We start from the raw sequence: 12,424 nt of genomic DNA, 5'->3' as shown, positions 1-12,424 counted from the left end.
GCTCTTTTTTATTCCACGCGATAACCAAGGTCTGACAGTTGAAACCGTGACGATCGCCATTTGGGTTGAACTTTGACAAAAATCTCCAAATGGACAGAACCCATAATTAATTTCTGCATTTGCTGTCTAGCATTTGTCCCAATCTCCTTGAGCATTTGCCCCTTCTTCCCAATTAAAATTCCCTTTTGCGAATCCCGTTCCACATGTACAGTTGCCATTACTCGCGTAATTTTGGGCTGTTCATCCACTTGATCGATACTGACTGCTACTGAATGCGGAATTTCTTCGCGAGTCAGCAAGAGAATCTGTTCGCGAATCAATTCACCCATAATGAAGCGCTCAGGCTGATCGGTGACTAAATCGGGTGGATAGTAGTAGGGACCTAAGGGCAAGCGATCGCACATCATTGCCTGCAAAGCTTCGAGTCCTTCACCCGTTACCGATGAAAACTTAGCCGCTTGCCAACCATGTTCGGCGGCAAAGCTTTCATAACTGGCAAGAATCTCTTCTGCATCTTCACCAAGCATATCAATCTTATTGATACCTAAAATTGCAGGAACATTGCTCTGTAAGATTGTTTCGGCAACAAAGCGATCGCCTGTTCCCATAAACACGCTGCCATCGACTACCAATACCGTTGCATCAACGGAAGAGATTGCGCCAATCGCATTTTTGACGATGGTTTGACCGAGCAAATGATGGGGTTTATGGATTCCGGGAGTATCTACTAGCACGATTTGGGCTTCGGGCAATGTCAGAATGCCACGCAACCGATTGCGCGTAGTTTGGGCAACGGGCGAAGTTATCGCAATTTTTTGACCAATGAGGGCATTGAGCAATGTGGACTTACCGACGTTGGGTCGTCCTACTAATGCGACAAAGCCCGATTTAAAACCTTCGCCCGATTCTGGAATCATGATTATTTGCGATCGCTGTATTTGAAATAGGCAACAATTATACCCTGCCCTAAATTACGATCCTCAAAGCTTAAGCTCTTGGACTCAGGGTTTATTCACAGAACTTTGATGGCAATCACCAAATTTTTGACCAGATCATAATGAAATGGGCATTTCCACTCATTTCCTATTAGATGACCAGTTAAAATAAAAATAAGGTGCGTTCTATTTTATGAACACACCCTACGGGATCGGCGATCGCACTTCAATGAGTTAAGGGGTTTATCGATGATTGGAAATACTTATAGGATTTGAGTAATGTTGGAACTAATATTGATATTCCAGATTTTAGTTGCTCAGATTCCTACGATTTCTAGTAAATCTTTGGCATATATCGCCAACTCAAGATTTGACTCAAATATAGCATTCTCAGTAACTAAGAGAGATCTTAATATATATAAATATATTTATAATAAAGAAAATGAGCCTCATTTTAATGATGAAAAATTAGGATATATTCATGATAATAGACGATCATTTCGCATTTGCGAAGAAAATACAGGAAATGAAGTTAATGCAGTATCTGATAAACTTTTAGAATTCAGGGCAAAATCTTCTAAGGTATACAAAGTAGATAGTCATAAACATATTTTAGAGTTTACTTGTTATCCAGGAGCATACAACGTATATAAAGAATTTCTTCTATATTCAATCGCTAATAATGAAATAGAGATTAAGCCTCTTTTATTAATTGTAAATAATGGAGAGAAATTGAATTCTAATGGTCAGATTCAACAAGTTTGGAAATATAGCAAAGGAATTCGAGGGCTACCAACATTTGATACTGACAGTCTAACTTTAAAAGTCAGTACAGTTCGTAATTTAGCTGGCTATGAGGCTGAATATAAATTTGAAGAAGATCAATTTAAACTTTTAAAGTACACTATTCTTACTTTGAAATTTACCAGTGATAAATCAAAAGTTCCTGCGGGAAGAATATCAGAATCTAAAGTTGTTTATCCATAGCAAAAATCATTACATTCTTTTAATCTGCCTTCTCTATTCTCAATTAAATCAAGTTTTTTTGTCACCTATTCTATATTTAGACAACATCCTACAAGCCCCTTTCCAATATAAATGCTTAAGGTTCTTTCTCCAAACTTAAAGAAATACTTTCTAGCAGGAGTAACAGTGCTTGGGCTATCTATCAAAGCAGCACAGCCATTTAAGCATTTTCTGCTAACTGTTTCTCCATATTTATAACGAGAAATTCCAGGAACATTTAGCAATTTAAAACTATAGCCACTATCTGATTTAGAGATGAGCAAAAAGTTTAGCGAAATAGCATATGTCCCTTTTCGGTTTGTAATATTTATTTTATTACTTAGTACTAGTTATAGTTTAGTGATATTTTTTAAAATGCTACTGATGGCTCTAGCAAAGTTAAAATACTAACCCGATAAGTGGCGATAATGATATTGAGATTAGAACTATTAGCACTGATGCGATCGCTAGAAATTCTAGAAATATTTAAGATTACAGCTAATGGTGATATTTTGACTAAGGCGATCGCATTTAGAAGTCTAGATCGCTTTTCATTACCAAAGGCGATATCCTCAGAAATGCCTCAAATGAAGATAACTGCTTTGTTGTCTTTTTACCTAAATTTACAGATGTGATGCAACCTTGCACCCACGGGAGTACTTACTTAGAAGCAATTCAAAATGCTCAAGAAGTGATTGAACTGCTAGTAGAAGCTGCTATAGAAAAAGGTGAACCATTGCCCAAGCGCCAAAAGTTTCAAACAATTCCAATTTTGCAAGCTGCATAAAATCGAAGGATGCCAAACCTTGGGGATTCTGATTTGACATCAAGCTGTCTTTCATTTTGGCGATCGCAGTTTGAACAAACCCACATGATGTTCGGGTATGGTCAATAACAATCGTCACTTCAGATTGCATAATCTATAGATGTAACCAATTTTTTTAATGGCAATCATGAGCAACTCTCTCAAGCGCACCCCTTTGTATGATCTTCATGTTAGCTCTGGCGCACGATTAGTAGAATTTGGTGGGTGGGAGATGCCCGTGCAGTACAAAGGCATCATTGCCGAACATAATGCCGTGCGATCGCAGGTGGGGATGTTTGATGTCTCCCACATGGGCAAATTTGCGATTTCTGGGGAAGGCGTTCTCGAAACCTTAAACAAACTTGTGCCATCGAACTTAGGTCGAGTCAAGGTAGGACAAGCTCTATATACGGTCTTACTCAATGAAAAAGGTGGGATTATCGATGATGTGATTTTTTATCACCATGAGCCTGATGGCGATCGCGAAAATTGGTCAGTGATTGTCAATGCTTCCACCACCGAAAAGGATAAGGCATGGTTACAACAACATTTAGGCGATCGCTTAGTTGATAATTCCGCTTCCCAAACCCTAATTGCCGTACAGGGGAAAACCGCGATCGCCACTTTGCAGGAGTTAGTCGGTGCGGACTTGATGAAATTACCCAGACTGCGCTTTGGGCATACCTATACAGAAGTACTAGGCGTTCGCAGCTTCGTGGCACGTACAGGCTACACAGGCGAAGATGGCTGTGAAATTATGACCGATATCGAAACTGGTAAGGCACTTTGGCAAAAACTGCTCGACCTCGGTGTTGTTCCTTGCGGCTTAGGTTGTCGCGATACCCTGCGCCTCGAAGCAGGAATGCACCTCTATGGGCAGGACATGAACGATAGCACTACACCTTGGGAAGCGGATATCAATTGGATTATTCATCTCAAAGAGAAGGGAGAATTCTACGGACGTGCTGTTCTTGAAGATCAAAAACAGAATGGAGTGCCTCGTAAATTAGTTGGTTTGGAATTGGAAGGTCGCAATATTGCTCGTCATGATTATCCAATTCGCTTTGAAGGTGAAACTGTGGGCATCGTCACCAGTGGCACGATGTCACCAACCCTCGGCAAAGCGATCGCCTTTGGTTATGTACCGCCCCATCTCGCTAAGATTGGGCAAATTGTCCAAGTCCAAATCCGCGATAAGGAATTTTCTGCCAAGGTCGTTAAGCGTAACTTTTTATAATCCCAACCAAGGGCAGCACTAAGTGCTGCCCTTTTATATAGCTACAGTCACCTGATATCAAAAACCAAATAATGTAAGGCGACGCTTTGCATCGCCTTACATTATTTGGTTTTATGTCCTAACCAGAATGGCGACAACTATAAATTCTGTAAATTGGCGGTTGCCCCATAATTTACGTTTAAAGGTAGAATCTAAAAGATTTGCTTGTACCTTTACCTAAAAGAAATTTTTCTATGTACGACTGCATTGTTGTGGGAGCAGGTCCATCTGGCGGTTCAGCATCCTATCATTTGGCAAAACGAGGACGTTCGGTTTTGTTACTCGAAAAAGAAAGCCTGCCTCGATACAAGCCTTGTGGTGGTGGCGTTTCGCCGATGGTACAAGAGTGGTTTGACTTTGACTTTTCGCCAGCAGTATCACTAACAGTCAGCAATATTCGCTATACATGGCAAATGGGCGATCCCGAACTGGTCGCATTAGAAACTAAAGAACCAGTGTGGATGGTGCGCCGCGATGTCTTTGATCATTACCTCGTCCAACAAGCCCAAAAATTAGGCGTAGAACTCCGCGACAATACTGGCGTTACAGGAATTGAATGGAAAAGCGATCGCTGGTTAGTCAAAACCGAAAATGAAGTCTTTGAAGCAAAATATCTAATCGCTGCTGATGGTGCAAAAGGCACAATGGCAAAATGGCTAGGATTTAAAGAAAGAAAACGTCGCATGGGGGCAGCCCTTGAAGTCGAAGCGCCCCATTCAGCACCCGATGTGAGTGCCGCTCATTTTGACTTTGGCTCTGTCCAAAATGGCTATATTTGGAACTTCCCTAAAGCTGATGGATATTCCATTGGTGCAGGTACATTCCTTGGTGGTGAGAAGCAAAACCTCAAAGAGATTGGTGCTGCCTATGCCCAAAAGTTTGGTATCGACATCACTTCCATTAAGCAATATGGACATCCACTCTGTTTATGGGATGGCAATCAACCGCTACATACCCAAAATGCGATTCTCACAGGAGAATCCGCCTGTATAGTCGATCCCTTTACTGCCGAGGGAATTCGTCCTTCCCTGTTAACAGGCATGTTTGCAGGGCAAGCGATCGATGAAGCGATCGGTGGCAATACCGATGCTCTAAAGCAATATACCCAGAGAGTCCATGAAGAATGGGGTGAAGATATGGTGTGGGCGCAGCGCATTGCCAATATTTTCTATCGCATTCCCAGTTTTGGCTACAAAATGGGAGTGAAGCGTCCCAGTGCGAGCCAACGCATGGGCAAGATTCTCTGTGGTGAGTTACGTTATCGTGATGTCGCTGGGGCTGCGGTAAAGCGCCTCACAAAAGGATTAATGGGTATAAAATAAAATAAGGGTCGCGCAAAGCGCGACCCTTATTTTATAGCGCAAAGAAATTTTTAAAAGCGTTGCTTTGCAACGCTTTTAAAAATTTCTTTGCGGTTATTACTGTAAGAATAAAGAGATGAATAAAAAATATCGGTTACTGTTTTTATCTACTCCCGTAGGTGCATTAGGTTCTGGAATTGGGGGCGGCGTAGAATTAACTCTTCAGAATGCAGCCAAAGCGCTCATGGCAAAAGGTCATGAAGTGGAAATCGTTGCTCCTGAAGGTTCTGTTACCAATGTCACGAAACTAACCCCAATAGCAGGCAATAGCCAAGTTTCCGCCCAAACTCAAGTCGGAACAGATATGGTCGTATTGCCGCAAGATTCCGTTCTCGAAAATATGTGGAGTTACGCGAGGGAAGTCCAAGATCAGTTTGATTTATTATTCAATTTTGCCTACGATTGGCTACCGCTATATCTCACACCATTCTTCCATCGCCCGATCGCCCATTGGATTAGTATGTCATCCCTCTCGCCCGTGATCGATGCGATGGTCAGCAAAACAGTCAAGCTTTGTCCACAGGCGATCGCTGTTAATACTCGCGCCTGTGCCGATACCTTTAGCGATGGCGATCGCTTGATGATTATGGGAAAAGGCATTGATGTCACCCAATACAATTTTGTGGCAAAGCCAGAAAAACCTAGTCTGGCATGGGTCGGACGCATCTCTCCTGAAAAGGGACTAGAGGATGCCGCCGAAACTGCTCAAGCCACAGGTTTACCGCTACGAGTATTTGGTCTTATTCAAGATCAAGCCTATTGGCAACAGATTCAAAACGATTTCCCGAAGGCAGAAATTCATTATGAAGGATTTTTGTCTACCCATGAGTTACAGCAAAAGTTAGGTCAATCGAGTGCTTTATTAATGACACCACGCTGGATCGAGGCTTTTGGTAATGCGGCGATCGAAGCCTTTGCCTGTGGAGTACCTGTGATTTCCTATCGTAGCGGCGGACTCACAGAAATTGTGCGTCATGGCAAGACAGGATTTCTTGTGGATATGGGAAGTGTCGCTGGACTGATTGAAGCAGTTTCCAAATTAGAAACCATTGATCGCTTAGCCTGTCGTCAGCAATTAGAGGAAGAATATTCCCTAGAAGTATGGGGCGATCGCTTAGAAAAATGGTTTGAGCAACTCATCACCAGCTATACCCTATCTAGAAATATCTAGAAATTGTCCGATTCACTCTGGATTGAAGGAGCTGCGGATAAGCCTTGCGAATATTGACGCATAAGCACAATATCTGAAGGCTGCCACTTCTTCACTTCTTGGCAATGATGAGCCACTAGTAGACCCCATAACTTGCCATAATTTAGCACTGGCGCAACCAAATTGGAGCGCACTTGAAGCTCTTTCAAAAAGTCTCGATGACAATCGCTAATTGGCGCAGTTTCAATATCGTCAGCATAATAGATCCGCCCAGCTAAATATAGATCAGCATATTCCCGCTTAAAACATTCATCAGCCCCCGTCGAACAAATGATCGAATACCTGTGATCGCTTAAAGCCTCAAACGTCACCTGACCTTTCCAATGGGAATAAAAATAGTACAAAGCGACACGATCAACATCAAGAAACTGCCTTAGTTCGTGTAGGGCATCATGAACTAACGAGTCTTGTTGTAATTTATTGGTAATGCGAGTTAAAACTGCACTCAAACCACGATTGGCAGGATTCATCATTGCAGGAGATAAAAACTAGATCTGAGAAAGATAAAAAAACTAACTAAATGGCGACCAAATGACAAGCAAATGGCAACCAAATGGCGAATCAATAGCGATGAATCTTGAGATTAAGCTTCATACCAATGTATTGATGGTTTTTTAATTCCTCAACTATCCTCTTGTTCCTAATTTTAAACTTGAGTGCAGTACATATCACACCGCTTAGTAAAAAAAATAGCAAGTATACTGAGATTTGAGTTTATTTACTTAGTCACGAGTTGCGATCTTGCCCAAAGAATATCAAGCTACAGGAATTAATTTGAAGGGAATGCCCTTGGGTGAGCACGATCGCCTATTGACGATTCTGACTAAAGAGCATGGATTGATCAAGGCAGTGGCGGCTGGGGCAAGAAAACATCGATCAGCAATGGCGGGAAGATCGGGCTTATTTGTAGTCAATGATCTGCAAATTTCGGTGGGGCGATCAATGGATCGGGTTAAAAATGCGGAAATGTTGCAATCTTTTGTGGGTTTGGGGAAAACTCTGGCTAAGCTAACGGCTGCACAATATTTATCGGAATTAGCTCTCATGCAGGCTCTATCGTCTCAACCACAGGAGGAACTGTTTCTAGTATTAGTCGAACATCTTACTCGCATTCAGAATGCCGAAAACAACCATGTCTTGGCTTGTTTGGCGCATGGGACTTATCACTTGCTGGCGATCGCAGGTTTTGCCCCACAGGTACATAGTTGCTGTATCTCCCAACGCCCCGTTATTGCCAATCGTGAACTTCCCAAATGGAAAGCAGGATTTAGCATTGTCGGTGGTGGGGTGATTAATCTTGAAATAACCGATCCGACTCATGGCGGTAATCCGAATAGCGATCGCTCTATCAATGGCATGGAGATCATCGGCAGTGACGCGATCCACAATCGGATTAGCCATTACCTAACAGCCACAGAACTATTAGCTATTCAGGAACTCGCGCAAACCGATTTAACCGATAATATTTTAAAGTCACACACAACAGATTGGCTGACAGTCGAGAGATTGTTACGAGCCTACGCGCAGTATCATTTTGATAGACCAATCCAGTCTTCGGCACTGATTGACAACTGTTTTTTTAATATATGACCCATTTATTCGATCCACCCACACCGAATTTCCCTGAACATCACGATCCCCACCACGTTGATCCACATCATGCCGATCACCAGCAGACCGTAGAAACCAGCGATTCGCAGATCGATATCATCAGTGACGCTCCCGTTGATTCCCAATCCGTCCTTCGCAATCCCAACTTTTTATCACTGTGGAGTGGTCAAGTTTTTTCGCAGATTGCGGACAAGATTTTTCTCGTACTCGTCATTGCGATCGTCTCTACCCAATTTCAGCATGAAGGCGAAACGATTAGCGGATGGGTCTCCGCAGTCATGGTCTCATTTACAATTCCTGCGATCTTATTTGGGTCGATCGCTGGTGTATATGTTGATCGCTGGAATAAAAAAACAGTTTTAGTTAGCTCCAATATTCTACGTGGAGCTTTGGTATTGAGCATTCCTCTCTTGCTCTGGGTGACGAAAAATAGTGTTTTGCCTTGGGGCGCACCAACAGGTTTCTGGGGCTTGCTATGTATTACCTTTTTGGTCTCTACCTTTACGCAGTTCTTTACCCCTGCCGAACAATCTGCAATTACCCTTGTTGTTGAAAAGCCAAAGCTATTAGCCGCCAATTCTCTCTACACGACGACAATTATGGCGGCTTTAATTTTGGGATTTGCCCTTGGTGAACCGCTTTTAGCTCTATCCGATCACCTGTGGCACAATGTCGGGCAAGAAGTTCTTGTCGGTGGCAGTTATTTACTAGCAGGGATTATTTTAATTCTTTTAAAAACAGGAGAAACCAAAGAAGATCTCCACCGCGATAGCTTTCATCTTTGGAATGACATCAAAGAAGGTTTGCAATATCTCAAACATAAAAAAACTTCACTGTCTGCACTGATTCAGCTAATTTGTACTTTTTCGATTATTGCGGCACTCACAGTACTGGCGGTACGTTTAGCTGAGGTCATGCCCGAAATTAAATCCGAGCAGTTTGGTTTTTTATTGGCAGTGGCTAGTTTAGGGATGGCGATCGGGGCTGGAGTTGTGGCGAAACTGGGCGATCGCTGTAGTCGTCAAACCCTCGCGCTAGTTGGCTCGATTGGGATGTGTCTATTTTTAGGAATGTTGGCAATATTTAGCGATCGCTTTGGATTAGGACTAATCGCGATCGCAGGTACAGGGATTTTTGCGGGGCTATGCGTGATCCCTATGCAGACAGTTATTCAAGAGGAGACTCCTGAAGATGTGCGCGGTAAAGTCTTCGGCTTACAAAATAATGCTGTAAATATTGCCCTCAGTCTGCCCCTCTCCGTCGCAGGCATCGCCGAGTCCTATTTCGGATTGCAACAGGTGATTTTTGCTCTCAGTGCGATCGCGCTATTTACAGGCATCCTCACTTGGTACATTGCCCGCCAACTGATCAAATCATAAAGAAAGCGGCTGAGCCGCTTTCTTTATATGTAAATAAGTGCAGCTAAGTACAGCACTGATAGCTAAATAAGAGAATGGCGCTTCGCGCCGCCATTCTCTTATTAGGGTTTATGTACTAATACACTTAGCAACAGCTGACGAACTTTAATGGTGTGTGATTTGTAACGCTAAGCCTACAGACAATCAGGTAATATTGCATCAATCGGGCAAAGCCTGATTCTATGCAATTACTCACTTCTCAAGATGCAAAAACTAACACCTAACCCTAGCTTTAGCTTGACCTTCCGCGTGCAACTCCTCAACCGCGCAGGAATGCTGTCTTCTGTAATCGGCGCTCTAGCTGAAGCAGGCGGGAATTTAGGACAGATTGATTTAATCCAACAGACTCGTAAAATTTCGGTGCGCGACATTACAGTTAATGCCTATAGCACCGAGCATATGGATAAATTGATTGCCGTTGTTAAGGCAGTTCCCGAAATCCGCGTACTCGATGTTTACGATCGCACTTTCCAAATTCACCAAGGTGGCAAAATCCATCTCGAAGCTAAAGTGGCAGTCAAAGGTCAGGATGATCTTGCCATGGTCTATACCCCCGGAGTAGGGCGAGTCTGTATGGCGATCGCTGAAGATAAGCGTAAAGTGTACGACTACACGATCAAATGCAATACGATCGCCGTTGTCACCGATGGCACAGCAGTCTTAGGACTCGGCGACATTGGGCCTGAAGCCGCCATGCCTGTAATGGAAGGTAAAGCAATGCTATTTAAGCAGTTTGCAGGACTGGATGCGTTTCCGATATGCCTCAAGACTAAAGATGTTGATGAAATTGTGGAAACAGTTAAACGGATTGCACCATCCTTTGGCGGTGTGAATCTAGAGGATATCAGCGCCCCACGCTGCTTTGAAATCGAGAAGCGTCTTAAAGAGGAATTAGATATTCCCGTTTACCACGATGACCAACATGGCACAGCAGTTGTCGTAGTTGCTGCCACCATCAATGCCCTCAAAGTGGTCGGCAAACCCATTGATGCAGTTCGCATTGTCATGAATGGGGCAGGAGCCTCAGGTATTGCCGTAGCTAGACTCTTGCGTGAAGCAGGTGTGAAGCAAATTTCTATGTGTGACTCTAAAGGTTGCATCAACAAAAACCGCACCGATCTAACTGCGGAAAAATTAGAATTTGTCAGCGACTTCTCTGGTTCGTTAGCTGATGTGATTAAGGGAGCCGATATGTTTATTGGTCTGAGCGTTAAGGGAGCGCTCACCCCTGAAATGGTCAGAAGTATGGCTCCTGCACCCATCGTATTTGCTATGGCAAATCCTAATCCTGAAATTCAACCCGAACTGGTAGAAAATGATGTCGCAGTCATCGCTACAGGTCGCAGCGACTATGCTAACCAAATTAACAATGTACTTGCCTTCCCTGGAATTTTCCGAGGTGCGCTTGACGCTAGGGTTCACAAAATCACTACCCAAATGAATTTAGGTGCTGCTCAAGCGATCGCCTCTTTAGTTAGCACCAGCGATCTTGCCCCTGATTTTATTATCCCGTCAGTATTTGACCCTCGAGTTTCCCATGCCGTCGCCGCCGCCGTCCATGCAGTTGCCCGTCAGCAAGGTCTAGCAAACGATTAGTAAACTGAGGAATCGCGAAGCATTCCCTCTAAGAGCGTGTTTGAGAAGTATCCTATTTAGCATAAATTTCTACTTTTACCCCCCTTAATCCCCCCTTTGGAAGGGGGGAAACTCAAAGTCCTCCACCTTTGCAAGGGGGAGTCAGAGGGAGTAAAAACTTCTCAAAAACGCTCTAATGTTTTTCAGCAGCAATAAATTCATCTACTAAATTTAAAAGCTTTTCGATCGCCTCATTGAGATTGATGGACTTCACAGGAAATCCGTGAGCAACTCGATTTCTAATTTCATTTAAGGCGATCGCTCTCTCAAATTGTCCCTCAGAGATCTCTAACTGAGCATAGAGATGGTGAATCATCAAAATCGTTGGCAGGCGATCAATGGGAATTAAAGCCTGTCGAGCATGTCTACGCATCAATACTTCCGCAAAAATCCATAGGGATAAGAAAGCTGGCTCATGTTCACCAATCGAGATGAGCTTGGCAATGCGCTCTTTACGATGCAAAATTTGCGATCGCGTCAATTTCGGATCGGCAATATCTTCCTCTGCGATCGGGGTAGCATCTTCACCCGTAATCAATAAAAATCGCCAACCACTATGTTCAGCAATAGTTTTCGCGATGTGACAGTAATTAGAGATTGGCAAATTCGTCGCATAATCAGCGATCGTTATGAATAGCCCCTGATGCTTAGATATAGTCACCAATAAATCTGGGGAATATACGCCTAACTTATTACTCAAATCAAAAGGTAATTGATGAATATGTGGCTGTTGAATTACCTCATATCCTTGGGAAAGATAACATTCAGAAACTTTTTGTTTGAGCAAACTATTAATACTTATCCTATCTACACACATTTATCATTTATATTTTACTAAGCTTAATCTATACATAGCAATCCTAAATAGTTTGTAAAAGCAAACCCCTTCGAGTTGCGCTTCTACAAACCCCAAAACCTAGAAATGGCTTTAGGACTACCATATACTTTCAAGTTTATTAAGCAAATATTGAAAGTTATATAAAAACATATCTGGTATTCCTCACTGAGAATTCCCACAATAGCCTTAACAATTAACCATAGAAAAGGGGATATGCAAAGCACAACCCCTTTTCTATAATAACGTTTTCTAAATATAAAACCTCAAAGCCTGTGGCGCACGCGCAGCGTGCGCCACAGGCTTTAGTTCTGTTTTTTTAATTACGCCGAG

The 12,424-nt window shown here is 42.9% G+C and carries 12 protein-coding genes; 9 read left to right on the top strand and 3 right to left on the bottom strand.

Annotated elements, in window-relative coordinates; all coding sequences use genetic code 11:
* Positions 1 to 8 precede the first annotated feature (8 nt).
* Positions 9 to 917 (bottom strand): GTPase Era, encoded by a 909-nt coding sequence (era, locus tag NMG48_RS12875; protein ID WP_271251931.1) that lies wholly within the window; start codon positions 915 to 917, stop codon positions 9 to 11.
* A 297-nt stretch (positions 918 to 1,214) separates the two neighbouring features.
* Between era and NMG48_RS12870 the strand changes: the two genes are divergently transcribed.
* The 6 genes from NMG48_RS12870 to NMG48_RS12845 all read left to right on the top strand — a co-directional run bounded on the left by NMG48_RS12870 (position 1,215) and on the right by NMG48_RS12845 (position 6,553).
* Positions 1,215 to 1,922 (top strand): hypothetical protein, encoded by a 708-nt coding sequence (locus NMG48_RS12870; protein WP_271251930.1) that lies wholly within the window; start codon positions 1,215 to 1,217, stop codon positions 1,920 to 1,922.
* A gap of 446 nt (positions 1,923 to 2,368) precedes the next feature.
* Entirely contained in the window at positions 2,369 to 2,575 is a 207-nt protein-coding gene (locus NMG48_RS12865) for a hypothetical protein (protein WP_271251929.1), read from the top strand.
* Positions 2,509 to 2,727 (top strand): type II toxin-antitoxin system HicB family antitoxin, encoded by a 219-nt coding sequence (locus tag NMG48_RS12860; protein WP_345961264.1) that lies wholly within the window; start codon positions 2,509 to 2,511, stop codon positions 2,725 to 2,727. The genes NMG48_RS12865 and NMG48_RS12860 overlap by 67 nt, the downstream gene beginning before the upstream one ends.
* A 166-nt stretch (positions 2,728 to 2,893) precedes the next feature.
* Complete coding sequence (gene gcvT, locus NMG48_RS12855) at positions 2,894 to 3,982, top strand: glycine cleavage system aminomethyltransferase GcvT (RefSeq protein ID WP_271251927.1); 1,089 nt, start codon at positions 2,894 to 2,896, stop codon at positions 3,980 to 3,982.
* A 233-nt stretch (positions 3,983 to 4,215) separates the two neighbouring features.
* Positions 4,216 to 5,343, top strand: a complete 1,128-nt coding sequence (locus NMG48_RS12850) for a geranylgeranyl reductase family protein (protein WP_271251926.1) — start codon at positions 4,216 to 4,218, stop codon at positions 5,341 to 5,343.
* Between the two features lie 115 nt (positions 5,344 to 5,458).
* Positions 5,459 to 6,553 (top strand): glycosyltransferase family 4 protein, encoded by a 1,095-nt coding sequence (locus NMG48_RS12845; RefSeq protein WP_271251925.1) that lies wholly within the window; start codon positions 5,459 to 5,461, stop codon positions 6,551 to 6,553.
* On the opposite strand, the gene NMG48_RS12840 is transcribed toward NMG48_RS12845, so the two are convergent.
* Positions 6,550 to 7,065 carry a GAF domain-containing protein gene (locus NMG48_RS12840; RefSeq protein ID WP_271251924.1) on the bottom strand — a complete coding sequence of 172 codons (516 nt, stop codon included), beginning with the start codon at positions 7,063 to 7,065 and terminating at the stop codon, positions 6,550 to 6,552. The genes NMG48_RS12845 and NMG48_RS12840 overlap by 4 nt on opposite strands.
* Positions 7,066 to 7,333: 268 nt before the next feature.
* On the opposite strand from NMG48_RS12840, the gene recO reads away from it, so the two are divergent.
* From recO to NMG48_RS12825, 3 genes are all read left to right on the top strand, one after another.
* Complete coding sequence (recO, locus tag NMG48_RS12835; protein WP_271251923.1) at positions 7,334 to 8,182, top strand: DNA repair protein RecO; 849 nt, start codon at positions 7,334 to 7,336, stop codon at positions 8,180 to 8,182.
* The gene (locus tag NMG48_RS12830) at positions 8,179 to 9,582 is read left to right on the top strand and encodes an MFS transporter (protein ID WP_271251922.1); all 1,404 of its coding nucleotides are present in this window, start codon (positions 8,179 to 8,181) and stop codon (positions 9,580 to 9,582) included. The genes recO and NMG48_RS12830 overlap by 4 nt, the downstream gene beginning before the upstream one ends.
* Positions 9,583 to 9,825: 243 nt before the next feature.
* Positions 9,826 to 11,217, top strand: a complete 1,392-nt coding sequence (locus tag NMG48_RS12825) for an NAD-dependent malic enzyme (protein WP_271251921.1) — start codon at positions 9,826 to 9,828, stop codon at positions 11,215 to 11,217.
* A gap of 172 nt (positions 11,218 to 11,389) precedes the next feature.
* On the opposite strand, the gene NMG48_RS12820 is transcribed toward NMG48_RS12825, so the two are convergent.
* Entirely contained in the window at positions 11,390 to 12,043 is a 654-nt protein-coding gene (locus NMG48_RS12820) for a hypothetical protein (RefSeq protein ID WP_271251920.1), read from the bottom strand.
* Positions 12,044 to 12,424 lie beyond the last annotated feature (381 nt).

The sequence above is a fragment of the Pseudanabaena sp. Chao 1811 genome (genome assembly GCF_027942295.1).
Lineage (GTDB): Bacteria > Cyanobacteriota > Cyanobacteriia > Pseudanabaenales > Pseudanabaenaceae > Pseudanabaena.
Note: the sequence above shows the minus strand (reverse complement) of the source record. Positions and strands in the feature narration are given on the sequence as shown.

What these genes read in the sequence shown, in the direction of transcription:
- NMG48_RS12850 (WP_271251926.1), top strand. Translation starts at nt 4,216, where the DNA reads ATGTACGACTGCATTGTTGTGGGAGCAGGTCCATCTGGCGGTTCAGCA.
- NMG48_RS12870 (WP_271251930.1), top strand. Translation starts at nt 1,215, where the DNA reads ATGTTGGAACTAATATTGATATTCCAGATTTTAGTTGCTCAGATTCCT.
- NMG48_RS12865 (WP_271251929.1), top strand. Translation starts at nt 2,369, where the DNA reads ATGATATTGAGATTAGAACTATTAGCACTGATGCGATCGCTAGAAATT.
- gcvT (WP_271251927.1), top strand. Translation starts at nt 2,894, where the DNA reads ATGAGCAACTCTCTCAAGCGCACCCCTTTGTATGATCTTCATGTTAGC.
- NMG48_RS12845 (WP_271251925.1), top strand. Translation starts at nt 5,459, where the DNA reads ATGAATAAAAAATATCGGTTACTGTTTTTATCTACTCCCGTAGGTGCA.
- NMG48_RS12825 (WP_271251921.1), top strand. Translation starts at nt 9,826, where the DNA reads ATGCAAAAACTAACACCTAACCCTAGCTTTAGCTTGACCTTCCGCGTG.
- NMG48_RS12830 (WP_271251922.1), top strand. Translation starts at nt 8,179, where the DNA reads ATGACCCATTTATTCGATCCACCCACACCGAATTTCCCTGAACATCAC.
- NMG48_RS12840 (WP_271251924.1), bottom strand. Translation starts at nt 7,065, where the DNA reads ATGATGAATCCTGCCAATCGTGGTTTGAGTGCAGTTTTAACTCGCATT.
- era (WP_271251931.1), bottom strand. Translation starts at nt 917, where the DNA reads ATGATTCCAGAATCGGGCGAAGGTTTTAAATCGGGCTTTGTCGCATTA.